Origin of the sequence: Alicyclobacillus acidiphilus NBRC 100859 (genome assembly GCF_001544355.1) — a bacterium.
In the GTDB taxonomy this organism is placed as follows: Bacteria; Bacillota; Bacilli; order Alicyclobacillales; family Alicyclobacillaceae; genus Alicyclobacillus; species Alicyclobacillus acidiphilus.
Genome location: NZ_BCQI01000020.1, coordinates 22,882 through 49,663, shown reverse-complemented (window position 1 = coordinate 49,663; position 26,782 = coordinate 22,882). Strand labels below are relative to the sequence as shown.

Genomic DNA, 26,782 nt, shown 5'->3' with positions numbered 1-26,782 from the left:
CACCGGAGGCAAATAAGCGGCCTGGGGCAGCTTAAGTGTGTCGAATAATCGAATGGACGCCAAATAAACGGCCCACAGCCGTTTATTTGGCCGAAACCACTCCATTCTGAGGGCAGTGGAGGCAAATAAGCGGCCTGGGGCCGCCTAATTTGCCTTCGATTCCACCGTTTCTCCGAAATAAGCGGCTCTGGGCCGCCTATTTGCTCGGTCACCCCGCCGCCCCTCGCGATCGCGCTGCCGTCTGCCCGCAGTCAGGTGAATGATTCCACGCACCGGGGAGAACGGGACGGTTAAGCGACCCCGGGGGCGCTCCATTCTGCGGCGGCCCGGGGCACCGGGGGCAAATAAGCGGCCTGGGGCAGCTTAAGTGTGTCGAATAATCGAATAGGTGCCAAATAAACGGCCCACAGCCGTTTATTTGGCCGAAACCACTCCATTCTGAGGGTACCGGAGGCAAATAAGCGGCCTGGGGCCGCCTAATTTGCCTTCGATTCCACCGTTTCTCCGAAATAAGCGGCTCTGGGCCGCCTATTTGCTCGGTCACCCCGCCGCCCCTCGCGATCGCGCCTCCCTTCCCGCTCCTTCCCGCTCCTTCCCTTCCCGCCCGAACCGAAAGCATTTGTCGTGAGCACTCTATCCCTTCGGCAGCCCGTTCCGCTAGAATAGGACAAAGTGGGTCGATGCGCCTTTCATCGGCGTAAGACAAGGGAGGCAGACCATGTCCTGGAAGACGTATTTGGAGAAGGCGCAGCCGCGCTTTCTCGACGAGCTTATCGAATTTTTGAAAATACCGAGCATTTCCACGAGTCCGGCTCATTCCGGAGACGTCCGACGGGCGGTCGAGTGGACAGAGAATCGCGTTAAACAAGCTGGCTTTGACGATACGCAAATCTTCGAAACGGGCGGCCATCCTGTGCTTTTCGCGCAGTGGCTGAACGCGCCGTCCGCGCCGACGGTGCTCATCTATGGGCACTGCGACGTGCAGCCGATCGATCCGCTGGCACTGTGGGAGACGCCGCCGTTTGAGCCGACCATTCGCGACGGGCGCATCTACGCGCGCGGCGCCTCGGATATGAAGACCAGCGTGTTGACCGCCGTGATCGCGTGTGAAGCGTGGCTCAAGGCGGAGGGCCGTCTGCCAGTCAACGTAAAGTTGCTGATTGAGGCCGAGGAGGAGATTGGCTCGCCAAACCTGGAGTCGTTTGTCGCGGCCCACAAGGACCTGCTGGCTTGTGATCTCGTCATTTCCGCCGATTCCGGCCAGAGCGACAAGGGGCCGGAGCTGCCGTACGGGGTGAGAGGTTTGGTCGGCATGCAAATTGACGTGCGGAGCGCGAAGACGGACCTGCATTCCGGTTCGGGCGGCGGCATCGCGCCGAACTCGATTCACACCTTGGTCGAGTTGCTCGCTTCCATGCGGGCGGCCGATGGAACCATTCTGGTGGACGGTTTCTACGACGACGTGATCGATCTCGACGAAGCAGAGCGCAAACGCATCGCGGCAAATGACAACGTCGCCGAGTTCGTGCAGTACGCGGGCATCAAAGGCACCATTGGCGAGCCTGCCTACACGCCGGCTGAACGCGGCGTCGCGCGGCCGACGCTGGAGATCAACGGCATTTGGGGCGGCTTCCAGGAGGACGGCGTGAAGACGGTCATTCCGGCCGAAGCGCACGCCAAAATCACCTGCCGTCTTGTGCCGGGACAGACGCCTGACCAGATTTTTGAACGCGTGAAAGGACACATCCTCAAACACGCGTCGCCGCTCGTGGAGTGTACCGTGACACGGTTGCCGGGATCGGCGTTTCCGTACTTGCTCCCGCTGGATCACCCGGGCGCCCAAGCATCGATTCGCGCGTTGAAACGCGTCTACAACGGGCAGGAACCCGTCTTGACGCGCAGCGGCGGAACGGTTCCATTCCTTGGCATCATGAACCGTCTTCTCGGCGTCCACACGATTTCGTATGGTTTTTCGGGCGATCACGAAAATATCCACGCCCCCAACGAATTCTTCAAGCTGAAGAATTTTCCGCTGGGTCAAGAGGGATTCTGCATCTTGTTTGAGGAGCTGGCGAATCAATGAATCCTGAAGTCTCGGGGAGGCAAATCCGGCCCGCTGTCATCGACGACCTGCCGAGCCTGCTGGAGATCTACAATCACGCGGTTCGCACAACCGTGGCCACGTTCGATCTCGACGAATTCACACTCGACGAGCGCCGCGAATGGTTCTCCCACTACGGCGGCCATTATCCGCTGATTGTCGCGGAACAGGACGGCGTGATCGCCGGGTACGCTTCACTGTCTCGCTACCGCGAGAAGGCGGCGTATGACCGGACTGTCGAATCTTCCGTGTATGTACATCCGAAGTTTCACGGTCAAGGCATTGGAAAAGCGTTGATGGTGGATATACTGGAGCGTGCAAAAACCTGCGGTCACCATGTGGTGATCGCAGGCATTACAAGCGGCAACGAAGCCAGCGTTCGCTTGCACGAAGGACTGGGTTTCCAGTTTGTCGGGAGGTTTCGCGAGGTGGGCCACAAGTTTGGCCAATGGCAGGATGTGGACTTCTACCAATTGATCTTACCGGAACAATGAACTGCAAAAATCGCCAGCGATTCCAGTGGTCCGGCCGCCATCGCGTCGCAATGAAGTGAAGTTCACATGAAGTGAAGTTCACATGATGGAGATCATCATGTGGACTACTCTTCATCCTCGACTTCCGTGTATTCGCGGACGATGTGGGTATATTCGTACCCGTGTTCGCAATGCACACATTGAACGCGGACGACGTGTTCCCCTTCCGGAAGCGTCACGTGATTCACCTGTTCGCACTTTGGACAGACGGAGTCGACTTCCCAATGTTTGTGAAGACTCATAATACGTCCACCCCCTCAGGAGACTAACATATGCGACCAACTTCAAAAAAAGCTTGAAGCCTCCCAGGTGCGCGTGAACAGATGCCACGTTGGATCAACCAATTCTACCGATCCACTCGTCGACCGTGACCACATCGGCCTGCCGCGGAAACACCTTCTCGGTGAGGACGCGATGGACTTCTGGATCAGCGTCGAGACAGGCGTCGGAAAGCACCGTGATTTCGTAATCCTTATCTGCAGCTTCGCGCAACGTGGACAGCACGACACCACTTGTCGCGATCCCGCACAGAACCAACGTCTCGACTTGCTTCGCGCGAAGGATGACTTCCAAGTCGCTGCCCGTAAACGCACTGACGCGCAGCTTCGTGACGATAGGTTCCCCCGGCTGCGGTTTTACCGAATCGTGGATCTGGGTCGCGTGGTCATCCACTGTCATGCCGCCCCGCGTCGAGATCGCCGAAAACGACTTGTTGCGCGGGCTCACCTCTGGATACCCCTCACGGAAAGCGACACGCACGAAGATCACCGGAATGCCGGAGCGGCGAGCCGCGTCCACCGCACGCTGAAAAGGTTGTAACACACGCTCATCTTGCGCAAACCTCGAAACGATGCCATTTTGCATGTCCATGACCAGGAGAGCTGTACGAGCAGATTTGTTTTGCATGGCAGAAAAACTCCTTCCACAAATGTCGATTCCATGATACATGAACACACGTATCTTTCCACACACTCCCACGTAAGACCTGGGACATGGACGCGAATTGGGCAATGCCGAGGAATCTGCACGTTGCTACGGATCGGACAATGGTCTACACTATAGTAAGATGTTTACCTAATGTAAGTAATTCGTTCACATTTCACATAGTACCTATCGCGATCGCGAAATAGGAAGTGGATCCTGCCACCGCCATCTCATTTGTATCTGGAGGACAACTCATGGACAACCAAGCGGCATCACGCGAACATCAGGATTTCAATTTGCTCGGGATTCACCATTTGACCGCCGTGTCCGCACGGATTCGGGAGAATTATCAATTTTACACGAAGACGATGGGATTGCGGCTTGTCAAGCGCAGCGTCAATCAGGACGACGTCAGCGCGTACCACCTGTTTTACAGCGGGGACAAGCGCGGCATCCCCGGCAATGACCTGACCTTCTTCGATTGGAACGTTCCGCGGGAGCGGCGCGGCACACACAGCATCACGCGCACCTATCTGCGAGTGAACGGGGCGGCAAGTGTACAGTGGTGGGCCGAGTGGCTGAAGGAAAAGGGTGTCGAGGTTGGAGAGATCGGCGTGATCGACGGTCGGGCGACGCTCCTCTTCGACGATCCCGAGGGCCAACGGCTGGCCATCGTCGATGACGGCGGTCAGGGTGATCCCATAGATCCATGGGAACGAAGCCCTGTTCCGGCCGAGCACACGATTCGCGGCCAGGGCCCGATTCTGATCAGCGTGCCCGAGCTCAAATACACCGATGTGGTGCTCACGACGGTCATGAATATGCGGCAGGTGCGGAGTTATCCGCATCCGGTCGATCGCGGCGACACCGTGTACGTTTACGAAATGGGCGACGGCGGGGCCCACGCGGAACTGCATGTCGCCGTGCAGCCTGGACTGCCCACCGCGCAGCCGGGGGCGGGCGGCGTGCACCACGTCGCCTTCCGGACGCCGGACGACGAGTACGAAGAGTGGATCCACCGCATTCGATCGTTCAAGCTGCCGAACAGCGGCCCTGTTGATAGATTCTGGTTCCGCAGCCTGTACTTCCGGGAACCCAACGGGATCCTTTTCGAGATCGCCACGGAAGGACCAGGATTCGCGGTCGACGAAGATGTCGAGACGCTCGGCGAGAAGGTCGTTCTAGCGCCCCAATTGGAGCCGCACCGCAAGGAGATTCTCGCGAATCTCAAGCCTATCGATTGAGTCCTGGTTTGTGGTACGATTTGTATCGATCGCGGAAATGACATGGAAATTCAGGATGATCACGATCCGCCCGGTCCAGGGCGGATATTTTTGATTCATGAGAAGGGTGATATGCATATGGCAAACCACACAACACGGGAGCGCCCGCCGTTCCGCGCGGATCAGGTAGGAAGTTTGCTGCGTCCGGCTCGACTGAAGGCTGCCCGCGAAGGGTACGCAGCTGGCAATATCTCTGCAGACGATCTGCGACAAATCGAACATGAAGAAATCGAGCGCGTCGTCGCCAAGCAGAAGGAAATCGGGCTGCAAGCCGTCACGGACGGCGAATTTCGCCGCGCGTGGTGGCACTTCGACTTCCTCGAAGAGCTCGACGGCGTCCAAGGTTACTATGCGGAAACGGGCGGCATTCAGTTCCACAATGTGACCACCAAGCCACGGGCCATCCGCGTGATCGACAAGCTCGGCTTCTCCAACCACCCGATGCTGGATCATTTCAAGTTCCTGCGAAGCATCGCCGGATCGCACGTCGCGAAGATGACCATCCCGAGCCCGAGCATGCTGCACTTTCGCGGCGAAATGAACGCCGAAGTCTATCCGGACGCGGACGAATTCTTCGCCGACTTGGCCAAAGCGTACAAATCGGCGATCTCGGCATTTTACGACGCGGGATGCCGTTACCTGCAGCTCGACGACACGGCGTGGGCGTACCTGTGTTCGGAAGAGCAGCGCGGTAAGTTGCGTGCGAATGGGCTCGATCCGGATCAAATCGGCGAGCGATACGCAAAGACCATCAACGAGGCTGTTGCCGACCGCCCTGCCGATCTCACCATCACGATGCACATCTGCCGCGGCAACTTCCGCTCCACGTGGATTGCGTCCGGCGGCTACGAACCAGTTGCCGAGCGACTGTTCCAAGGCATCGACATTGACGGATTCTTCCTGGAATACGACAGCGATCGCGCTGGTGGATTCGAACCGCTGCGCTTCGTGAAGCGCAAAGACTTACAGATTGTGCTTGGCCTCATCACGAGCAAATTCGGCGAATTGGAAGATGCGGACGACGTCAAGCGGCGGATCGACGAAGCATCCAAGTTTGCCGACATCAACCAACTCTGCCTCAGCCCGCAATGCGGCTTCGCGTCGACGGAAGAAGGCAATCTGCTGACCGAAGACGAGCAATGGGCCAAATTGCAACGGGTGGTCGAAATCGCGCACGACGTTTGGGGATAACGGATGTGGCAGACGGACGGCGGGGGGGCGCGATCGGTGGAGGTTGGCGGGGATGCGGGGGTACGGGGGTGCGGGGGTACGGGGGTACGGGCAAATAGGCGGCCCTGAACCGCTTATTTCGGTGAAGTGACCGGATCGAAGGCAAATAGGCGGTGCCGAGCGGCTTATTTGCCCTCCCCACCCTCGAAATGGAGCGATCGCCGCCATTTAAGCGTCTGTGGGCCGCTTATTCCTACCATCTCAGACAATTCGACACACTTAAGCGGCCACGAGGGGCTTATTTGCGGCGGATGCTCCGCCGCAAATAAACCCTGTCCCGCCCTGTCAGTGACTTGTCCATTCTCTCGACGTGCCACGCGCTCGGTTGATTGGCACGTGTTCACTGGCTTTTGTCGATCCCGACTTCGGCACATTTCCATACACGGATTCGGAGTGGGCCTCTCCCACCACCTTGAACATTTCGTGGTCCACGCCTACAGATGGATCCGATTTCAAGGAGAAATTCAATAGGAGAAATCCAATTTCAATTGACGAAGAATATATACTGACTCGTTCCACGCACGTAAAAACCACATCACCTCAACCTTTTCTCCATATGAGCCGGATAAACTTGAATCCAGGTGGGGTGATGCCAGTTGAATCAGACGAAGAACCAAACCAAGAACCAAACCGTGATCGTTCGCAATGAACGGCTCACTGCATTCGCGGGCGCTATTCTTCTTGTTCTTATTGTGATAGAACTTGCGATCACGGCGAATTTGCACGCGCTGATCTCATTTCACATATTCATCGGCGTACTCCTGGCAGGCCCACTGATGGTCAAGATGTCCAGTGTCGGCTATCGCTTCTTCCGATTCTACACGGGACACCCCGCGTTTCTCGAAAAGGGTGCGCCGAATGTCTGGCTGCGATTGCTGGCGCCGTTCCTCATCGTCGTCACGCTGCTGGTCTTCATCAGTGGATTTGCGCTTGCGTTGGTTGGACCTCTTCACATAGGCCTGCTGCTGAAGATTCACGCTGTAAGCGTGGCACTTTGGCTCCCACTGCTTGCGGTCCATGTGTACGCACACGTTCGACGAGTGCCGCGGCTCATTGCGAGCGATTGGCGTTCCGAACGTCACATTCCTGGACGATCGAGCCGGTTGGGCGTCAACGTACTGGGACTCATCCTTGGCGGGATCGCGGCGGTGATCGTCATCCCGATCTCCGCCCCGTGGCGCCACTGGACGATTCATTCTGGCGTGCCGAGTCCACTCTCGCTTGGCATCATAGCATCTGTGTTTGCAGTCCTGATTGCGATACCACTGCTTCGACAACCGAATCGCCGTGGCAAATAACTGTGGCGGCAATCGAATTACGTATTGCCGCCCGACGTCATCGCCCTTTCATCCTGGCGATGACGTCCGGCCTTGGTGACCAGCAATTGAACCGATAGAACGACTTCGTATCGTAGCCAAGCCGCCGACAGCGCGTGTACACGCGGCCGTCTTCGCGGCCGCTTGCGAAGTGCTCACACGTCGCGCAACAGTGGTAATTTTGGGGACCAAGGTTTTGGGGACCAAGGCTCGGGTTCTGTCGATCACGCCCCGCGTAAGGGAGACGTTCCAATTCGTCAGCACTCATTCCGTCGTCGCGACCTTGGGCCCCTCTGCGGGTTTGACCGCTGCAATCAATGCCCTGTGCGCGTGAACGTGCAGACAAAAGGCGTCAAATCCGATGGACTGCAGCCACGTCAACTGTTGGATCAGCGGAATGGGATAATCGCCGCGATCGATCACGGTTTGCTGGTGGTGCTCAAAACTGTCGCCTTCGTGAGGCGTCACATGGGAATGGTACAGGCGATCCTGGCGCTTCCACAGCGAACGCAGCAACGTCCACTGGGCCGCGCTGGCCACCTGCATCCGATCCGACAGCAAAAACACCCCGCCCGGCTCCAAGGTCTGATAGATCCACTGGTACGCCGCGTACATGGCTTCCTGCGACAGGTGGTGCAGTGATTGGACAGCGACGGCGGCCCGAATTGGCTTATCCAACTGCAGTGTCGACAAGTCGGCGAGATTGCGGGCGACGGTTTCAAAGCGCCCACGGTACGGTTTGAGGCGGTCTTCGGCCAACTTCATCATGGCTTCCGACATGTCGATCCCGATGCCGCGCACCCCCGCGATCTTCGAGAAAATCAGTTCCTCCACTTTGCCGGAACCGAAGCCGAGATCGACAAACCAATCGTCGGGCTGCAAAGCGTCGGCGAGGACGGAAACGAGTATGTCCAGTTGCTCTGCACGGATAGGATTGCGGGAATCTCCGTTGACGTCCCAGGCTTGTGCTGTCTGCGCGTCGTTCCAGTCGTTTTTCGGCATCTGATTCGCTCCATTTCTGTAACAATCGAAGTGGCAGGATTTCACATCCAACCTGCTGAATATCATGTTACCAAAGTTTGCTCGCATCGACCGTATCAAGAATGGATCGAATCCTATCGTTGGGAGGGTTTGCGTTGACGCAGCCAAGTGTTGCATTTGATCCGGAGTCGGAGAAATTTCTGCGAGATCGGTATACGGTGCTGAACGAGTTGCGAAGCACGACGCCCATTCACAGCTATCCAGGCGAAAACTCCGCAGGACGCGCGTGCACGGCGTTCGTGTTCACTGCGTACGAGGACGTCCTGTTCGCACTTCGGGATCGGCGCTTCGTGCGTGATTCCAGAACGCTGCTGTCTGATGGCGCAACGCCTCCCCCGCCGCCGCAGCTCCAAACCTTGAGCGCATCGCAGCGCAATATGCTGTTGTTCCGCGATCCCCCCGATCACACCCGCCTGCGCTCCCTGGTCAACACAGCGTTCTCGCCTCGCATGGTGGCGAGCCTGGAACCTCGCATTCGGGCTGTTGTCGACGAGTTGTTGGGACCGATCGAGACTGGCCTGACGTTCGATTTCGTCCAGAGCGTGGCAATACCGCTGCCAGTCATCGTGATCGCGGAGCTGCTTGGCGTTCCGACGGAGGATCGGGCCCTGTTCAAGGCGTGGTCGACCGCGTTTGCCCGCACCATCGACTACAACCCATCGATGGACACGTTGATGGAAGGTGAGCGCGTCACCATCGACTTCCGAGATTACTTCCGCGAGCTCTCGCGCCAACGGAGAGTCCATCCTCAGAACGATCTCGTCAGCGAACTGATTCAGGTGGGTATGGACGGGGATCGACTGTCGGAAGAAGAACTCCTCGACATGTGCATCCTCATTCTCGTCGCCGGTCACGAAACGACGACGAATCTGCTCGCCAACGGCGTCTATTTGTTCACCCAATTTCCTGACCAGCAGTCGCTTCTGCGTGAACACCCCAACCTCGCTGAGTCCGCCGTCGAAGAGGTTCTGCGTTACGAACCGCCCGTCCAGTTCACCAGCCGCGCAATCGGCGAGGATATGGAGTACAAGGGCCACCTGCTGAAACGGGCAGACCTAGTGGATGTCTGGATGGCTGCCGCCCATCGCGATCCCGCCGTCTTCGACAACCCAGATCACTTCGACATCACGCGGACCAACAATCGCCACCTCGCGTTTGGCCAAGGCATCCACTACTGTCTCGGCGCACCATTGGCCCGTAAGGAAGGCGCGATTGCATTTGCAGCCTTGGTGCAGAAATTCGCGGCGATATCGCTCGCGACAGACGATGTGCAATGGCACCCTTCGCCATTGTTCCGATCTCTCGTCGAGTTGAAAGTGCGAGTCTGAAAAAGACGAAGGGTACCGGCGATGGCAAGTTATGCGGCGGCCGACGCGGAGTCGGATCGCCGTATGCCTTTTGTCTTTCGTCCAACGATGTAGGATAGGTACGGAATTCGGCCAACCAAGTCGGACAACAGTGCGCCCGCGACATAAATGAAAAGAATGCTCACTGGCCAAAGGCCAAAGTGAACCCACCGGGAGATGCCCATCTGATCAAATCGAGTAATCGCGCCTTGAGCAAGCACAATCAGAATCGGTTGAAACAGCAAAATGCCGAACGACGCGTTGGATGTTTTCGCCACGATACGACCAATCGCTGCTGAAGCCACCCTGCCGCGCTCCTTCATCATCAAGGAGCCCACGTAGAGCATGGCAATGGTCACAATGGCGCTGTACGGAATCATGATAGGCTGTACGACCATTTGCGCCCGCCCTTCCGCTTCTCCAACGATCAGCCGATCCACGAAATAGTGCGCCCAGACGGCAAGCGTGCTCAGCACCAACGCGGCCATGATCGCTTTGGAGTGACGGGCCGTGAAGGCGACGACACGTTCATAGTGGAACGCCACGATCCCGCCGAGTACAAACCAGAATTGGTAGGTTACAATGAAGGATTCGCGGAATTTGTCCAGTTGCGCGAGCCAAACGGGAAGTGTTTGCACAGACACAAACGGCAGTACGAACTTGCACAAGGCCATGAGGCCCATCTGAACGATAAAACTCCCGACCAAAATCGCCCAATGATACCGCCGAAATTTCTGAAGTCCCTTCACGAGCAATGGAAATACGACGTAAAGTTGCATGGTGACAAATAAATAGTACAGGTAGTATTGATACCCGGTCAGAACGGAATAGCGAAAGGTGTGCCAGAGATTGGTCAGGCTCCAATAATCCCCAATCGAGTAATAGACGCCTTTGAATACGATATACGCAGCGGTCCACGTGAGATATGGAATGCAGATGAGGAAAAACCGCTTTCGCCAGAACCCAAACACCCAATCCGTGCGTTTCTTGTATGTATACACGAGGACAAGGCCTGTAATGAACATGAACGATTCGCGTGTGAAGTGAAGGGAGGTAATCAGAGCGCCAAACGCCAAGAAGGCTTTCGTCTTGTCCGTTTCCATGGATAGGAACATGGTGGTTGTGTGGACGCAAACCACGGCAAACATGATGGCGGATCGCATGAAGTCGACTTCGTACAGGTGCCGTTTCGTCACAACGCACCTCACCTCTCAGTTCATAGGATGTCTTCCTGCCAATCTAGCCTGAAAAGTTTGAAATTGAATTGAAATCGAATTGCAATCGTGATTTGCGATAGGGCCATTCCATCCGCGGATATGCGTCAGGCTGCGCGACGTGGCAAAACGCCATGCACCAATGGATCACCCCGGACGGTCTGCGCGTGGCTGATATCGGCTGTGGAGGTGGTATCTACGCCAAGGCTTGGCTCGATCTCGGCGCGGCCGAAGTCGTCGGGATCGGGAGGCATTTCGGCTGCTCGTGCCAGGCGGCCTCGTGATCGTGCAGGATCGAACCCCGGAGGACGTCTCGCTTCCCGGCTCCGCCGAACACATCCGCGGCTGGTTCAGCTTTGGGAAACACGCCAGGTTTATGCCTCGCGCGAGGCTTTCTTCAACGACATCCGCTCTCGCAAGGGCCGCTCGATCCTGCACGAATTGTCAGACGTCGAGTTGGAGGATTTGATTTCGTACATGGACGAGCGGTTGAACGGCGACTGCCGATTGTCGATCGCGACAGATGGACGATCTGGGTGGGTCACAAACCTGCTGGAGCGCGAGGGCCGGGGCGGGCGGCGGCGGCGCGATCGAGGAGGGGGCGCGCGATCGAGGAGGCAAATAGGCGCCCCCAGGCCGCTTATTCGCCCCGCCGCCCCAGCCCCAGACTCGCCGCTTCCCCTCGCTGCATTCCTTTAACCGATGAAGTAGTGGCTTACAGACAGAATTGTGTGCTATATAATTGTTATATATTTCATCTACATACGTCTGACATTTGTGCTGGGGGACGCACATGGACCGTCGGGAAACGGAAGTGTGGACTGCCGAAGAGTCGGAGTTGTTCGAAATAACGAACGGGATGCTGCGTGCGTTGTCCGCCTACGTCCACGTCGACTCGATTTTTGTTGCCAAACGCGACGGTGAGACGAACTCTGTAGCCATCGTCAGCCATCATAGTGAAGTGGCCGCGCCGTTGGGCGACCTGCGTCCGTTGATCGATCACGTTTGCAGCCTGGCTCACGGAGGTCGATCCGAATCCCCGCGAGCCGTTGTGATTCCCGATTTATCCGAGTCCCTGCCGAATCAACCTTGGGCTGGACTGCCCCTGCGGGGCTGTTTCCTCGGCGTTCCGATTCGTTGGTCAAACGAAGATGCGTACGGTGCCCTGTGCCTGTTCGGCTTTACGCCACATCCGTTCACGCGGGACGAGATCGCGTTGGTCGAGTCGCTCGCGGGCCTCTTGTCATGGTCGCTCGAAAGGCAACGAAACGAAGTGTTGTTTCGAAGTTTGATCGATCAATCCTCGATGGGTTACTGCATGACTCAGGGCGAATCGATCGTCTACGAGAACGAGTCATTCAGGCGCCACTTAGGAACTGTTGAGAAGACCAAGCTGTTGGCCAACCACGATTTCACCTATTCGGCGCCTGATGGCAGTGTGATCGATGTCAAGCGAACTCAACTGATCATCTCGGGAAGGCCGCTGGCGGTCTATCGATCCGCCGACATCACGAAATTTGTCAGCGCCGAGCGGCGATCCATCGTGGGTGAATTGGCGGCTGGCATCGCCCATGAAGTGCGCAATCCACTCACATTTATCAAAGGTTTTTTCCAGATGCTCGCGGACGACTCCATCGAGCTGACACCGGACCTGCTCCGGCTCGTCAAGAACGAGATCGAGCAGATTGAGTTGTTGTCCTCCGAGATGCTGACACTGTCAAAGCCGCATACCAGACGGAAAGCGCCTGTTGATGTCGAGGATATTTTGCGCAGCGCCGTCACGCTGATTGAGCCGGAGATGGCTCTGCGAAACGTGCAACTGGCCACACACGTCGCCCCGGTTCCGACTCTGCTGTGCGACGCCCACGGCTTGACGCAAGTGTTCGTCAACCTCATGAAGAATGCCATCGAGGCGATGCCACAAGGCGGTACGCTGACGGTCCGTATCGATCGCGAAGGTGACAACGCGGCGATTGTCTTCCAGGACGAGGGCGAAGGCATTCCGCCCGAACGCATTGCGAAGCTCGGCACGCCGTTCATGACGACCAAGGAATCCGGCACCGGACTGGGCTTGGTGGTTTGTATGAACATCGTGCAGAGCCACAATGGTCGAATCGAATTTTCCAGCGAAGTGGGGCACGGCACAACCGTCAAGGTCACATTGCCCATTCACGACTAGCTCATCACCCGGATGGGCGCTCCCGCCAAAAACGCCGCAATATCTTCCACCGCCTCGCCGTAGTATGTTCGGTAATTGGCCTCGGTCACATAGCCGACATGCGGCATTGCCAGCACATTCGGCATTTGGCGCAGCGGATGGCCATCTGGCAGCGGTTCTTCCTCGTAAACGTCGAGTCCTGCCCCGCCGATCCAACCTGCCTGCAAAGCCTCCATCAATCCGGCCCCGTCGACAATCGGTGCGCGAGACGTATTGATGAGAAAGGCGGTCGACTTCATCCGTCGCAAATCCTCCTTCGTCACCAGACCGCGCGTCCTATCGCTCAGCTGCAAGTGGATCGACACGATATCGCTCGCTTCCAACAACGCTTCTTTGGTCCGGGCATACTCGACGCCGAGTTGATCGCAGCGTTCCCGCGTCAAATTTTGGCTCCATGCCATGACACGCATGTCGAACGCTTGGCCAATCCGCGCCACCTTGGCGCCAATCTTGCCCAGTCCGAGCAGGCCGAGTGTCTTGCCGCAGAGATCGATCCCGATGGTTTGCTGCCACGGCCCGTCCGTCCGCATCGCCTGCGCCTCCACCATCACATGCTTGGCCAACCCGAGGATGAGCGCCCAGGTCAACTCGGCGGGCGGCTCGGACTGACTCGCGGTGCCGCAGACCGTGACGCCATGGTCTCGTGCGGCGTCGAGATCGATAGAAGCGTTGCGCATGCCCGTGGAGACAAGCAGGCGCAGGTTGGGCAACCGCGCGATGACGTCATCCGAAAACGGCGTCCGTTCCCGCATGGCGACGATGATGTCGCAATCGTGTACAGCGTCAATCAGCTTCTCCGGCGTCTCAAAGCGCTCCCGGTACACTCGCACGTCGACCTCTGCCGCCAGGGACGACCAATCTGCCATCGCCAAGGCGACGCCTTGGTAATCATCCAGAACCGCGCAGCGATGTCTCATAGCCATCTGCCTCCTCATTCTTCTCGGTTATACTGTATCATCTTGCCAGAGGTGTCACTATTGCGCCAGCGCGAGGGCGGGGTGGAGGCGGGGTGGAGGCGGGGTGGAGGCGGGGTGGAGGCGGGGTGGAGGCGGGGTGGAGGTGCGGTGGAGGTGCGGTGGAGGTGCGGTGGAGATGGGGCGGAGATGGGGCGGAGGTGGGGCGGAGATGGGGCGGGGGTGGAGGTGGGGCGGAGATGGGGCGGGGCGAATAAGCGGCCCCAGGACGCTTATTCGTGTCGAATCCGCAGATTGGCGACGAATAAGAGGTCCACAGCCGCTTAATCGGCTGTTGCCGCCCCATTTTGGAAGCAGCGAGGCAAATAAGCGGCCTGGGGCCGCCTATTTGCCTTCGGTCCGGCGATTTATCCGAAATAAGCGGCTGAGGGACGCTTATCTGCCACCCTCACCGCGCCACCCTCGCCGCGCCACCCTCACCGCGCCACCCTCACCGCCACCCCATCGATCGCGCCGCCGCAAGGGAACTTTTGTCCCTTGCGGCGGCACAGGCCGCCTTCGCCCCCTGCCCGACCCCATTCCGATTTCCGATCCCGGCACAATCGCGCTATGATACTCAAGTTAGAGATAGAAGGAGGCTGGGGCATGAAGCAGATTTCCACCAAGCAAACCGTGCTGCTCGTCGCTTTTCTCGTCGTGATGTGGGGCATCAACTGGCCGTTGTCGAAAACAGCCTTGCAATATACGCCGCCTATTCTGTTCGCCGGCATTCGAACGTTGCTCGGCGGGCTTGCCCTCCTGATCATCGCGTTGCCGCGCCTAAAATCGCTTCGCTTTCGAGAAAATTGGTATATATACCTGATTTCGTGCCTGCTCAATATCGTCCTGTTCTATGGATTGCAGACGGTGGGCCTGGGTTATTTGCCAGCCGGACTGTTCTCCGCCATCGTGTTCCTGCAGCCGGTCCTACTTGGTATCATGGCCTGGTTGTGGCTCGGCGAGAGCATGCACGGGCTCAAAATCGTTGGCCTTGTACTCGGTGTGGTTGGCGTCGCCGTCATCAGCCTCGGCAGCCTCGCCGGTGTGAGTTCGCCCATTGGCATCGTTCTTGCGCTCGGGACGTCCTTCGCCTGGGCCATCGGTACCGTGTACGTCAAGAAGGCGGCACAGCACATCGAACCACTATGGCTCGTGACGGTGCAGTTGATCGTCGGAGGACTGTTCATGACTGGGATCGGAACGGGTGTGGAGCGGTGGTCGGCGATTCACTGGACCGGCGCGTTCATTTGGTTGTTGCTTGTGATTGCGCTGCTCGTGATCGCCGCGGGATGGCTCGTCTACTTCACGCTGATTGGATCAGGCGAAGCGACGAAAGTCGGCTCTTTCACCTTCCTGATTCCTCTCATTTCCGCACTCGTGAGCGCTGTCTTTTTGCACGAACGGGTGACCATTTCGCTGATCCTTGGCCTTTTGCTCATCCTTGCGAGTATCTACTTCGTCAATCGGCCGCGTCCTGCCAGTCGTTCGAAGTCCGCGCCCACGGCTTGACAAAAAGCGCGATAGTGGTGATGTAATATGGTTCTGAGGGCAATCCATCTGTTTCCGGAATTTCCGAATGCCCAATCCCTTCATACGCTGAGGGCCAAGTACGATCCGCTCGCGGATTTGATTCCCCCTCACGTGACTTTGGCAAAGATGACATCATGAGTTTGCATGATCGACTGTACACCGGAGTATTGGAGTCGTATCTGGATCGATCGCGCCCCTATATCCCCCACCTGACACTCGGTCGTTTGCGGCTCCCATTGCAGCCGTAGTGTCGGTGCGGAATGCGTGGGAGGCAAGTTCAACAAGGACGAGGGGAGCCTGCGAATATGACCATGGCCATCAAACATCCACTAGCCATCACCATGTGGGATTTTTCCTGGATTGAGCGGCGCTGGCCGGGAGCCGGTTACGAAGATTGGGACCAAGTGTTGGACGAACTTCAGGAGCGGGGCTACGACGCTGTGCGCATCGACGCGTTCCCCCACCTGATCGCTGTCGATCCCGATCGACCATGGACCCTGAAGCCGGAATGGAGCGTGCAAGACTGGGGATCGCCCGCGTTGAACACAATCCATCACCTCAAGGATCATCTGATTGAGTTTATTTCGAAGTGTGCTCAGCGGAACATCTATGTCGCGCTGTCCACGTGGTTCCGCGAAGACCTGGAGAATCACAGGATGAACATTCACTCGCCGGAGGACATGGCAACCCGATGGATTCGAACCCTCGACCACGTTGCCGACGCTGGACTTCTGGATCACATTCTCTATGTCGATCTCTGCAACGAATTTCCTCTCAGCTGCTGGGCCCCGTTCCTTGCCCCCGCGCTTGGCAAACCGGTTGGCACAGAAGTGAGGCGAAATACGCCAGAAGGAAACGCTTGGATGAAGACCTCCATCGATCTCGTACGCGCGAAATATCCACAATTGCGTTACTGCTATTCGATCACGTCCGAATACGATACACTCGCGACCGAAGATGTTTCCTTTATGGATCTCTTGGAGCCGCACATCTGGATGGCTCAAGCGAGCGATTTCTACGATCGCGTCGGATATCACTACGAACGCTTTTCCATGACGGGCTACGAGAACTTGGTCGCATCTGCCGAACAGCTCTATCGCAGTAATCCAGCTCATTGGATCGGCTGTCTCGAACAGCAAATCCAACAGATTGCAAAATGGTCCATCGCCAGCCAAAAACCGCTTGTCACCACCGAATGCTGGGGAGTCGTCGACTACAAAGACTGGCCTCTTCTGAAATGGGACTGGGTGAAAGAACTATGCGAGGCAGGCGTTCGCTCCGCCGCAGGCACAGGCCGTTGGATGGCGATGGCGACGAGCAACTTCTGCGGCCCTCAGTTTGTCGGAATGTGGAGAGATGTAGCGTGGCATCGCGCTTTAACAGATCTCATCCACCAATCTCCCCTCCCGAAATGAGCGGACGACAGGAGATTTTGACTTGCGATCAAAGCAAAAACCATCCCCGCCCGTGTCGTTCAGGCGAGGATGGTTCTCATCAAACGCTCCGCATGGTGATTAGAAACCTTTGAACTTGGAGCCCTTCGTCACAAGATGCAAAGGCGAATTGACTTTGCTCGGAATCTTTTGGCCCTTCAGCAGCTTGACAGCGTAGTCGATGCCAAGCACACCTTCTTCTGTGGGTTGCTGAGCGATGTCTGCATACATCGTTCCTTTATTCACATCGTTAATCGCTTCTTGTTCCCCGTCGATGCCGACAACCTTGATATTCTTCTTGCCGGCCTGCTGAATCGCTTCGAGAGCTCCCAGAGCCATCTCATCGTTCTGAGCGAACACGCCGTTGATAGTCGGATGCGCCTGCAAGATGTTTTGCATCACGTTCATGGCCGTAGCGCGGTCAAAATTGGCGCTTTGCTTCGCGACCACCTTGATTCCAGGAGCGGTTGCAATTTCCTTATCGAATCCTTGCTCCCGGTCAATCTCAGCTGATTCGCCCAGGATCCCTTGAAGCTCGACGACCGTGCCCTTGCCATGCAGTGCCTTGATCAGTTCTTGGGCGGCCATCTTGCCCGCCAGGACGCTGTCGGAGGCGATAAACGTCGCAACCTTGCCGCTGTTGACGCTGCGATCCAGCGTGATGACTGGAATTCCAGCGCTATTCGCAGCCTTCACCGCACTGGACAGGCTCTGGCTGTCTACAGGATTCAAAAGAATCACGCTGACGTGTTGTTGGATGAGGTCCTCAACCTGGTTGAGCTGAGTCGAGTCATCGTTGTTTGCGTTGTCGTTGATGACCTTGAGTCCATACTTCTTAGCCTCAGAATCCACGCCTTTTTGCAGTGCGACAAAGTACGGATTCGTCAGTGTCGAATCAGCAAATCCAATCGTTTTGCCCGACACCGAGGCGGTCTTCGCGGTTCCAGCATATGCGGTCGTAAAACTTGTCGCCAGCATTCCAATTGCTACTGTGCTCATCGCAGCCAACTTCCACATCTTCATCATTGATTCCCCCAATTTTAGTCAACTTCACCGTGATTTTTTTCGATCTAACAGAATCGCGATCAAGATAATCAAACCAGTCACAGCGTCTTGCCAGAACGAGTTCACATTCAACAAGTTAAGTCCGTCATCAATCACCCCCAAAATCAGCGCGCCGATCAGCGTACCGATGACACTGCCTTCACCGCCAAGCAAGCTGGTACCACCGAGAACGACCGCAGTGATCGCGTTCAGTTCGTATCCGGTGCCGGCGGTTGATTCAGCTGAACCTAGGCGAGCCGTCAACACCAGGCCTCCAAGTGCAGCTAGGACGCCACACGCCACGTAAACCCAAACCAAGTAGCGCTTTACCTTGATGCCCGCCAGGTGAGCTACCTTCAAATTCCCACCCAAAGCGTAGATTTTCCGGCCAATCACCGTTTTCCGGAGAACAATCCAACCTGCAATGAACATGATCGCAGCTAGAATGACAGGTATCGGTATACCTAGGACTGTTCCGGTTCCAAAGTCGGTAAACGAAGTTGGCAAATTATAAATCGGCATACCTTGCGTGTAGACTTCTGTCAGACCTCGAAACAACTGTTGAGTACCAAGGGTTACGATAAAAGGAGCAAGGTTCCCATAGGACACCAAAAGTCCATTTAAAGCGCCGGCTAATCCACCAATGACCACTCCGACTATGCAAGCCAAAGCGACATTCACGTGAGAAACCATCAATTGCGCTGCGATCGCTGAACTCAGTGCCAGGGTTGAGCCGACTGAGAGATCGATACCAGACGTTAAGATGACAAAAGTCATGCCTACTGACAGCAGAGCGTTAACGGTGGTTTGAAGAGCCACGTTACGCAGATTGTCAAATGTGAGAAATTGCGACGAGAGAATCGATAAAACAATGAATAAAATAACGAAACCAATGAGTGGCCCTAAGCGGTATTTCCTTACCCAATCCATGCCAAATCTCTCCCCGTTGCTAGTTTGATAAAGTTACTTTCATTCATGGACTCGCCTTCGAGCTCACCCATTGTCTTCCCCTCGTGCATGACGTAGATCCGATCACATATGCCAAGAAGTTCGGGTAGATCAGACGAGATCATGAGAATCGCTCTGCCTTCGGATTTCATCTCGTTCATCAAGTCGTAAATTTCTCGTTTCGCGCCCACATCAATGCCGCGTGTCGGTTCGTCCAAAATGAGCAGAGCTGGATCTCTTGCCAGCCACTTCGCAATCACAATCTTTTGCTGGTTTCCGCCGCTTAGACTCTCCACCGCTTGTTCCATCGAACTTAGGCGAACGTGAAGTTTCTCGATCATATCTGCTGTAAACGTCCGCTCGCGTTTCATATTGATAAATCCCATTCGCTGTCTCTGGCTCAATGTAGGCAACGCCATGTTCTCGCGAACGCTAAACTGCAAAATCACGCCCTGCGATTTCCGATCTTCAGTGACAAATGCGATGCCTTTGCGAATGGCATCCCCAGGATTTTTAAACGACACCCGTTCGCCGCGGAATTCGATTTCTCCGCTCAGCACCCGATCAACGCCAGCAAGCGCCCTTGCGAACTCCGTTCTTCCTGCCCCCATCAATCCACCAAGTCCGACGATTTCGCCCGCACGCAGTTCTATGGAAGCGTCTTTGACGCGGTCAGTCCGCACATTCACCGCCTTGAGAATGGTTTCGCCTGGGTTGGCGGCAACTCTCGGATAACGGTTTTCGACTGTCCGTCCAACCATCATCGCGATGAGTTCCTTCTCATCCGCGGTCTTCATGTCCCTCGTCGCATGAAACGGCCATCCCGTAAGACAGACACGTAATCGGCTATCCGATAGAGCTCTTCCATCCGGTGGGATATGTAGATGATTCCAACACCCTGTTGCTTGAGTGACTCAATAATTTCAAACAACCGTTCGGTTTCGCTCTCGGTGAGCGCTGCTGTTGGCTCGTCCATGATCATGTACCGAACTTCCCGCAGGAGAGATTTCCCGATCTCCACCAATTGCTGTTCGCCTATTCCCAGATTCCCAACCAACTCAGAAGGATGCCGAGCTAGATTGATGCGTTTCAGCACGCTCGCAACCATTTCGTTCAGTTTCTTACCCTCTAGGAACCCCGATTTGTTAAAATCGCTTTCATTGCCGATCAAAAAGTTGTCAGCAATCGATAAATTCGGGAACAAATTGAGTTCCTGATGAATCATCCCGATGCCATACTTGCGAGCGTCATCGACGTTCTTGATTTGAACCGGTTCGCCGTCAATCAAAATTTGTCCGGAACTCGCTTCGTACTCTCCAGTCAAGATTTTCATCAGTGTCGACTTCCCGGCCCCGTTTTCACCGAGCAGTGCCAGAACCGTTCCACTTTCCACGACAAGTTCGACATCCTGCAAAACCTGTACGCCCGAAAACGCTTTACTGATTCCCTGCATTTTCAGTTGTCCCATGCCTGACCACCTCCTGGTTAAAAGACAACGCCTGCGAATAACACGATGTTTGCGTAAGACGTCCATTCTCCAGTTCGAACGATCACGCTTGCTGTCTCGGTCATAGCCTTCAAGTCATCATGAGAAACCTGTTCCACATTGATACCGAGCATGGAACAGATCTCCTTATGCAAACCGGGATTCGTCGCTTCTAATTCAGTTGCGACGACCGCCTTCTCCACTCGGAGTTCGTGAAGCACTGTCTCGAGCACACTCGTCATGGACGGGACATTTTTTCGAACCGCCAAGTCGATGAATGGAATCCCCTTTGGTACAGGCAATCCATAATCGGCGATTACGATGGTCTGTCCGTGCCCGAGTTCAGCGATCACCTGAGAAAGCTTCCCATGTAAAATACCGCTACGCTTCATGATTTCTCTTCTCTCTCCCAATAATGTGGAAACGTTACCACATCGTATGTAAAAATGCTCACGCTTTGGTTGAATTCCGAAGGATGAGTTCTGGTTGGAATTCAACAACATCGGAACTCGCGAAATCCTTCAACGATAAGAAGGCCGTTCGTCCCATTTGATACGCCGGTTGGCGAATCGTCGTCAGGGCTGGAGAAACGCACTTTGCCATCTCGATATCGTCGTAGCCGATGATAGACACCTCATCGGGAATTCGGATACCCAGTTCGTTCGCCGCTCGAATGAAGCCAAATGCCATCATGTCATTTCCCGCAAAGACTCCATCCGGAGGATTATCGCCCGACAGAAGGATTTTGGCCGCATCGTAACCGCCCGCAAAGGAGAAATCCCCCTGAACGACTTGCCAATTATCTAGACCATGCTCTTTTACGGTTTTAGTGAAGCCCCGCTCTCGAAGCTTTGCTGAATTGGAATTTTCCGGGCCTGAAATATGGACGATGCGTTTGCACCCAATCGAAATCAGTTTTTCGGTTGCCAACCTAGCCCCGTACTCATGATCGACCCAGATATAGTTCCTCTGCTTGGACAGCCGTCTGTCCACAAAAACACAAGGTATGTCCCCGACAGATTTCAGTAGTGTGCTTTCGTCGGATCGATTTCCGAGAAATACGATGCCCTCGACAGATTTGTTTTTCAAAACCTGTAAATACATTTCTTCTCGCTCTAATTTCCAATCCGTGTTACAAAGAAACACCGTAAAACCGGCCTCAATCGCTGCGTCTTCACTGCCTCTAGCGACTTCCGCGAAGAACGGGTTGGAGACGTCCGGAATCAACAGACCAATCGTAGAAGTTTTCCCGCTAACCAATCCCCTTGCCACAGAACTCGGGGTAAAGCGCAGGTCCCTCATCACACTCAAGACCTTTTGCTTCGTCTTCTTCTCCACGTATCCGCTCTCATTAATCACGCGAGACACCGTAGAAACAGATACACCAGCGAGTCGGGCAACTTCTTTGATTGTCGCCAAGACCTCACACCCCCTGTGGTAACGTTTCCATATCGCGAGATAAAATGAGTTCGCGACCAAGGTAGCCGGAACGTTCGCGAAATCCCCGAACAGTTCTCTCCAACAACGGTCGTTTTAAACAGCCCGAAAGCGCCTTTGATTTCCAAGTATCCGCTCTCATGAATGACGCTGGCACCATGGAGAAGCAAACACATCGGCGATTCGAGCAACTTCTTTGACCAATCATCAACCGCCGCAGGGCCTGTGGTAACGTTTCCACACCGCACAAACTACATAGAGTTCGTTTCCAAGAAAGCCGAAACCTCGTCGCAATATGGAATTGACCTCTGGGCGCCTTTTCTAGTGACGCAAATCGCCGACGCTGCCGAAGCCATTCTTAGCGCTTCCATCGCATTTTCGACGTTGAACACCGTGGCAAAATAGCCAGCGAACGTATCTCCTGCGGCAGTCGTATCAAGCGCGTTCACAGAAAACGCAGGCAGTCGGACAATCGCTCTTGAGTCACCATACATGAGTCCTTGCGCCCCGAGTGTCAAAACAACCGACTTCGCGCCCAAATGCAACAGTTGATGCACCGCATCTTCCAAGTCGCTTTGATTCGACAAATTTCGTTGCAAGATGATATTAGCTTCACTTTCATTCAAAATCAATACGTCGATCCCGTTTATGAAAGATTTCGAGGCTGCACTTGCTGGCGCAGGGTTATAAAATACCCGAATCCCATTTTGGCGCGCCAATTCAATCGCCGCTTGTACCGTGTCCATGGGGATCTCATTTTGCACCAACATGGCATCCGCGTTTCGGACGGATTCCGCCATGAAAACATCGGTCTTGTCGAGTTTTCCATTCGCCCCTTCGGACAAAATGATACTGTTTTCTCCATCCGCATTTACGGTGATAAACGCAAGTCCTGAACTGCCCGGTTTCTTGAAGACATATTGAGTATCAATGCCCTCGCGATTCAACGAGTCGCATAATTCCCCGCCGAACCCATCAGTCCCTACAGCGCCGACCATGATCACATCTGCCCCTGCCCGGGCGGCTGCAACAGCCTGATTGGCGCCTTTGCCACCGCTCATGTACTCCGTCGATTCCGCTTTCAAAGTTTCCCCAGGCACTGGATTTCTCTCAACCCGATTTACAATGTCCATGTTCAGACTGCCAACGACAGCAATTCTCATAAACTCACCCAATCCTCGGTTCATGCCAGTGTTTGAATGTCAATTCCGTATCATGCTAACACCGATAGGAACCTCGGTTCAAGCTTCACGTTACTGATGACTGTACTTGATTCTCGGATCCAAGACGCTGTATACACAATCCGCTAAAAGATTCCCTACGATCGTCATCACACCAACCAGCGTTACAATGCCCAACAGAATAGGGTAATCCCGATTTTGAGCTGCATTCCAGAATAGGAGCCCCATGCCAGGGTAATTAAAAATCATCTCAATGATGAGCGCCCCACTAAATAATGACGGCACGCTCATCCCGGCGAGTGTAACCAACGGGAGCAGGGAGTTGCGCAACGCATGCTTCAACAATACCTGGGAGCGCTTCAGTCCCTTCGCATGCGCTGTCCTGATGTAGTCCTGAATTAACGTTTCAATCATCGACGAACGAAGATATCGGCTCCATCCAGGGATGGTAACCAAAATCAACACCACGCCTGGAAGGACGATGTGATCGAGCTCGGAAAGCAAGGTTGGATTTTGTTCTGGCGAATTGGCTACACCGCCTGACGGCAACCAATGCAGGTTGATTGAAAAGATGGAAATGAGAATCATTCCAAGCCAAAACGTCGGCATGGAATAGAGAAAGTAGACGACGATCGTGATTAGGTTGTCGACGATTTTCTCTCGCCGTATTGCTTGAATCACACCTAAACCAATTGCAACAATATGGGAAAGCGTGATCGCAACGACAACCAAAATGAGCGTACGAGGCAGATTTTCCACGATAAGACTGATCACATTTTGATGATACGTATAGGAATAACCAAAGTTGCCGTGCAGAAGATGCCAAAGCCAAATAGCATATTGAACATACAGCGGTTTATCTAGACCTAACGAGCGATTAATTTGCGCAATCAACTGTGGGGTAGCCTTATCTCCCAACATCACGACAGCGGGTCCGCCTGGAATGATATGCATAAGAAGGAAACTTAGCGCCGTGATTCCAAACATGGTAGGGATGGCTTGCAATATTCTATGGATGACGTAATGAACCACGGAATCAATCCCCCTCCTGTTCTAATCTCATGTCAAACGCGGTTCGAAGCGCATCTCCAATAAAATTGATCGCGAGCACCGTGGTTAGAATAGCGGCACCGGGAGCATAAATTAACCACCAGCAATTTTGCGAGAAGTACGACATCGAGTCTGATAGCATGGAACCCCAATTTGGAGCCGGAGGCGGAAGGCCAAGACCTAGAAAACTTAAGCTTGCAATGAGCAGCACGGCGTCGCCAACCATAAACGTGGACGAAACCAGTACGGTTCCCATGATATTCGGCAGAATGTGACGTACCAAGATGCGAAAATGAGATGCTCCGCTTATTTTCGCGGCATCGACGTACAGCATTTGCCGAACTGCCAGTACATCCGCTCGCACCAAGCGACTGACCCCATGCCACGACGTGATCGCAATCAGGAAAATGAGAAGACCCACATTCGGCCGAAATGCCGAGTCGAAAAACACCAGCAGAAACAGTGTGGGAACTGCACGCAAAACATCGACGATGCGCATCATCAGGTGATCGAGCCAGCCTCCAAAATACCCCGAGACGAGCCCGTAGAAAATTCCCACAGCCATAGAGGCGATCGCTGCGGCGAACCCGACTTCTAACGACGCTTGTCCTCCTATCATCGTTCGAATCAGAAGATCTCTCCCGAGTTCATCAGTCCCAAAAGGAAACGCCCATGTAGGTGGATGGAGAATAGCAATCAAATTGATTTGATTCGGAGAGGCCGGATCAAGGACTGGTCCCAGAAAGCAGAATAGAACCAAGACCACCAGAAGGCAGGCGCCGACACGTCCAAGAGACGATTGAGCGTAGCGTCGCAAAGCCAGTCGGAACCATCCTGCTGAAGAACTGGCGGGGATCGCCAGATTGACTATGCCATCCTTGCGCTGTGTTCGTAGTTGCGTATTCATCAGGTCACCTCTCACAAACAAATGAAGCAGGAGAAGAACCCGGTATTGTGAGCCGGGTTCTTCGAAACACGAACATTACGAGATGGTCCAGAACTCAGGGGAAATTCCACCTGTGAACGAGTTCACAGCTTGCTCATATCCATGCAGCGATTTTGATATTTCTGTCAGTGAGGCTGCGAGCGGCATCCAAAGATTGGGCAGTTGCTGGGCAGCATAGATTTGGTATGCGTCGAGGTCCTTTTGAGCTTCCGCTGCCGTCGCGTGCGGTTGGAGTGTTGCCTTAATCAATTGATCCATGTGTGCGTTACTGTATCCAAAAAAGTTGTAGCCCCCATTGGTTTGATAAATGCCATCTCCCGAAGGATAGCTCCCTCCGTAATTCCAACTGATTCCGGTTTGAACCTCCCACTGGGCCGGATTTTGATGATATTGGACCAGCGTCGCGAACGGGAGAGGTTGCAGTGTGACTTTGATCCCCTCCTTCGCCCAATCTTGCTGTAATAGCTGTACTAACGCCGCTGTCGTTGTATTGCCAGATGGATATTGGTCGACAAACGCAAGCTGCTGGCCTTTCGCGTTGGTCATGACACCGTTGACCTCATGCCAGCCATTTTTCTCAAGCAACGCTTTTCCGGCGGCCGGATTAAATTTATACAAGGGCGATTTTAGCTGCGGGGCTAGAAATGTAGAAGGTTTTTGCGGTACCGGGCCTGTGCCGGGCACAGCCATGCCATTATACAAATCTTTGATAATGCTGTTTTGATCGATCCCCATTTGCAATGCTTGCCTCACGGGCAGCTCGTCAAAGATTTTGCCCAACTTGGGATTTTTAAAATCCAGCCTCGTAACCGCCATGGCAAAACTGTAGCTAGGAATAAGCGTATCCGTGCCGGACAATTGGGATCGGCTCGCGTACATGTAGGAAGGGAGATAGCCGATTTGAACCGTCCCGGTACGCAGCGCCGAGACCTCAGCCGAATCAGATGTTTCGTACGCCAAGGTGAAGCTGGTGATCGATGCTTTATGCCCATCGTATTTCGGATTAGGTACAAATTTCCACGAAACATTTGGTACGACTGAGCTCATTTCAAAAGGCCCATCGATCACGGTGAAAAATTTGGGGTTGTTCGCATTGGACGCCAGGTAGCTGAGCTCTTTGTTTACGTCGTTCGGATATTTGTTCCATGAGGCTTCAGGGAGAGGCACGAAATCCGTTAAACCATTGTATTCGAACCATTGCTGATTGACCGATTGGTTCAGCGTAATTTGGAATTCATATGAATTCACCACTTTAAACGACTTGATCATATTTGGAACCCCACCTGTGTCCGCGCCTGCATAGGGCCATGGGGCTGGCGCCTTCGGCGAGGATGCGGCCTTGATTAGGTTCCACGTAAACTCGACGTCGTTTGCCGTGACTGGCTTGCCATTGGACCAGTGCCACTTCGGGTTCAACTGGACCGTATAAACCGTACCCTTCGAATTCCACTGCACACTCTTCGCGACGCTCTGCGAGAAATCAAATTTACCATTTGGTCCGATGTTCAAAAGATCTTGGTACATGAGTGATGAAGCCCACGCATTGTAAACTGTGTTGGTGGAATTCG

24 protein-coding genes are annotated in these 26,782 nt (G+C 54.8%); 9 read left to right on the top strand and 15 right to left on the bottom strand.

Features of this window, described 5'->3' with window-relative positions; all coding sequences use genetic code 11:
• Positions 1–718: 718 nt before the first annotated feature.
• Complete coding sequence (locus tag AAC01S_RS09740) at positions 719–2,083, top strand: dipeptidase (RefSeq protein WP_067621508.1); 1,365 nt, start codon at positions 719–721, stop codon at positions 2,081–2,083.
• Positions 2,080–2,595 carry a GNAT family N-acetyltransferase gene (locus AAC01S_RS09735; protein WP_067621507.1) on the top strand — a complete coding sequence of 172 codons (516 nt, stop codon included), beginning with the start codon at positions 2,080–2,082 and terminating at the stop codon, positions 2,593–2,595. The genes AAC01S_RS09740 and AAC01S_RS09735 overlap by 4 nt, the downstream gene beginning before the upstream one ends.
• A gap of 104 nt (positions 2,596–2,699) precedes the next feature.
• Here the strand turns inward: AAC01S_RS09735 and AAC01S_RS19555 are convergent, their stop codons facing one another.
• Together AAC01S_RS19555 and AAC01S_RS09730 are read right to left on the bottom strand one after the other, a co-directional pair.
• Positions 2,700–2,876 carry a hypothetical protein gene (locus tag AAC01S_RS19555; protein ID WP_169794030.1) on the bottom strand — a complete coding sequence of 59 codons (177 nt, stop codon included), beginning with the start codon at positions 2,874–2,876 and terminating at the stop codon, positions 2,700–2,702.
• A 94-nt stretch (positions 2,877–2,970) separates the two neighbouring features.
• Positions 2,971–3,540: a cysteine hydrolase family protein gene (locus AAC01S_RS09730; protein ID WP_067621506.1), complete on the bottom strand. Its 570-nt coding sequence runs from the start codon at positions 3,538–3,540 to the stop codon at positions 2,971–2,973.
• A 272-nt stretch (positions 3,541–3,812) separates the two neighbouring features.
• On the opposite strand from AAC01S_RS09730, the gene AAC01S_RS09725 reads away from it, so the two are divergent.
• The 3 genes from AAC01S_RS09725 to AAC01S_RS09710 all read left to right on the top strand — a co-directional run bounded on the left by AAC01S_RS09725 (position 3,813) and on the right by AAC01S_RS09710 (position 7,369).
• Positions 3,813–4,802: a ring-cleaving dioxygenase gene (locus tag AAC01S_RS09725; RefSeq protein WP_067621505.1), complete on the top strand. Its 990-nt coding sequence runs from the start codon at positions 3,813–3,815 to the stop codon at positions 4,800–4,802.
• A gap of 117 nt (positions 4,803–4,919) precedes the next feature.
• A complete protein-coding gene (locus AAC01S_RS09720; protein ID WP_067621510.1) occupies positions 4,920–6,032 on the top strand; it encodes a 5-methyltetrahydropteroyltriglutamate--homocysteine S-methyltransferase in 1,113 nt (370 codons plus the stop codon).
• Positions 6,033–6,667: 635 nt separating this feature from the next.
• Entirely contained in the window at positions 6,668–7,369 is a 702-nt protein-coding gene (locus AAC01S_RS09710) for a hypothetical protein (RefSeq protein ID WP_067621503.1), read from the top strand.
• A gap of 282 nt (positions 7,370–7,651) precedes the next feature.
• Here AAC01S_RS09710 and AAC01S_RS09705 read toward each other — a convergent pair whose 3' ends face one another.
• Entirely contained in the window at positions 7,652–8,389 is a 738-nt protein-coding gene (locus AAC01S_RS09705) for a class I SAM-dependent methyltransferase (RefSeq protein ID WP_067621502.1), read from the bottom strand.
• 134 nt (positions 8,390–8,523) lie between these two features.
• Here AAC01S_RS09705 and AAC01S_RS09700 point away from each other — a divergent pair, with 134 nt between their 5' ends.
• Positions 8,524–9,756, top strand: coding sequence for a cytochrome P450 (locus AAC01S_RS09700; RefSeq protein WP_067621501.1), 1,233 nt, complete (start codon positions 8,524–8,526; stop codon positions 9,754–9,756).
• A gap of 29 nt (positions 9,757–9,785) precedes the next feature.
• Here the strand turns inward: AAC01S_RS09700 and AAC01S_RS09695 are convergent, their stop codons facing one another.
• Positions 9,786–10,970 (bottom strand): acyltransferase, encoded by a 1,185-nt coding sequence (locus tag AAC01S_RS09695; protein WP_067621500.1) that lies wholly within the window; start codon positions 10,968–10,970, stop codon positions 9,786–9,788.
• An 811-nt stretch (positions 10,971–11,781) separates the two neighbouring features.
• Between AAC01S_RS09695 and AAC01S_RS09690 the strand changes: the two genes are divergently transcribed.
• On the top strand, positions 11,782–13,167 hold the full coding sequence (locus AAC01S_RS09690; protein WP_067621499.1) for a sensor histidine kinase: 1,386 nt from the start codon (positions 11,782–11,784) through the stop codon (positions 13,165–13,167).
• Here AAC01S_RS09690 and AAC01S_RS09685 read toward each other — a convergent pair.
• Entirely contained in the window at positions 13,164–14,123 is a 960-nt protein-coding gene (locus AAC01S_RS09685; protein ID WP_067621498.1) for a D-2-hydroxyacid dehydrogenase family protein, read from the bottom strand. The two genes, AAC01S_RS09690 and AAC01S_RS09685, sit on opposite strands and share 4 nt — an antisense overlap.
• A gap of 642 nt (positions 14,124–14,765) precedes the next feature.
• Here AAC01S_RS09685 and AAC01S_RS09675 point away from each other — a divergent pair.
• Both AAC01S_RS09675 and AAC01S_RS09670 read left to right on the top strand, forming a co-directional pair.
• Complete coding sequence (locus tag AAC01S_RS09675) at positions 14,766–15,668, top strand: DMT family transporter (RefSeq protein WP_067621496.1); 903 nt, start codon at positions 14,766–14,768, stop codon at positions 15,666–15,668.
• Positions 15,669–15,994: 326 nt separating this feature from the next.
• Positions 15,995–17,104, top strand: coding sequence for a cellulase-like family protein (locus AAC01S_RS09670; protein WP_083511665.1), 1,110 nt, complete (start codon positions 15,995–15,997; stop codon positions 17,102–17,104).
• Positions 17,105–17,203: 99 nt separating this feature from the next.
• Here AAC01S_RS09670 and AAC01S_RS09665 read toward each other — a convergent pair whose 3' ends face one another.
• From AAC01S_RS09665 to AAC01S_RS09625, 10 genes are all read right to left on the bottom strand, one after another.
• Positions 17,204–18,145 (bottom strand): D-ribose ABC transporter substrate-binding protein, encoded by a 942-nt coding sequence (locus AAC01S_RS09665; protein ID WP_067621494.1) that lies wholly within the window; start codon positions 18,143–18,145, stop codon positions 17,204–17,206.
• 27 nt (positions 18,146–18,172) lie between these two features.
• The gene (locus AAC01S_RS09660) at positions 18,173–19,096 is read right to left on the bottom strand and encodes an ABC transporter permease (RefSeq protein WP_067621493.1); all 924 of its coding nucleotides are present in this window, start codon (positions 19,094–19,096) and stop codon (positions 18,173–18,175) included.
• The gene (locus AAC01S_RS19900; protein WP_245630154.1) at positions 19,084–19,911 is read right to left on the bottom strand and encodes an ATP-binding cassette domain-containing protein; all 828 of its coding nucleotides are present in this window, start codon (positions 19,909–19,911) and stop codon (positions 19,084–19,086) included. The genes AAC01S_RS09660 and AAC01S_RS19900 overlap by 13 nt, the downstream gene beginning before the upstream one ends.
• Positions 19,908–20,582, bottom strand: coding sequence for an ATP-binding cassette domain-containing protein (locus AAC01S_RS19895; RefSeq protein ID WP_245630153.1), 675 nt, complete (start codon positions 20,580–20,582; stop codon positions 19,908–19,910). Before AAC01S_RS19895 ends, AAC01S_RS19900 begins: the two co-directional genes overlap by 4 nt.
• 17 nt (positions 20,583–20,599) lie before the next feature.
• On the bottom strand, positions 20,600–20,992 hold the full coding sequence (rbsD, locus tag AAC01S_RS09650) for a D-ribose pyranase (protein ID WP_067621492.1): 393 nt from the start codon (positions 20,990–20,992) through the stop codon (positions 20,600–20,602).
• 58 nt (positions 20,993–21,050) lie between these two features.
• Positions 21,051–22,019: a LacI family DNA-binding transcriptional regulator gene (locus tag AAC01S_RS09645; RefSeq protein ID WP_067621491.1), complete on the bottom strand. Its 969-nt coding sequence runs from the start codon at positions 22,017–22,019 to the stop codon at positions 21,051–21,053.
• A 269-nt stretch (positions 22,020–22,288) separates the two neighbouring features.
• A complete protein-coding gene (rbsK, locus tag AAC01S_RS09640) occupies positions 22,289–23,200 on the bottom strand; it encodes a ribokinase (protein WP_067621490.1) in 912 nt (303 codons plus the stop codon).
• 90 nt (positions 23,201–23,290) lie between these two features.
• Positions 23,291–24,250, bottom strand: coding sequence for an ABC transporter permease (locus tag AAC01S_RS09635; RefSeq protein ID WP_067621489.1), 960 nt, complete (start codon positions 24,248–24,250; stop codon positions 23,291–23,293).
• A gap of 4 nt (positions 24,251–24,254) precedes the next feature.
• Positions 24,255–25,175 carry an ABC transporter permease gene (locus AAC01S_RS09630; protein WP_067621488.1) on the bottom strand — a complete coding sequence of 307 codons (921 nt, stop codon included), beginning with the start codon at positions 25,173–25,175 and terminating at the stop codon, positions 24,255–24,257.
• Between the two features lie 75 nt (positions 25,176–25,250).
• Positions 25,251–26,738: a peptide ABC transporter substrate-binding protein gene (locus tag AAC01S_RS09625; RefSeq protein ID WP_245630155.1), complete on the bottom strand. Its 1,488-nt coding sequence runs from the start codon at positions 26,736–26,738 to the stop codon at positions 25,251–25,253.
• Positions 26,739–26,782 lie beyond the last annotated feature (44 nt).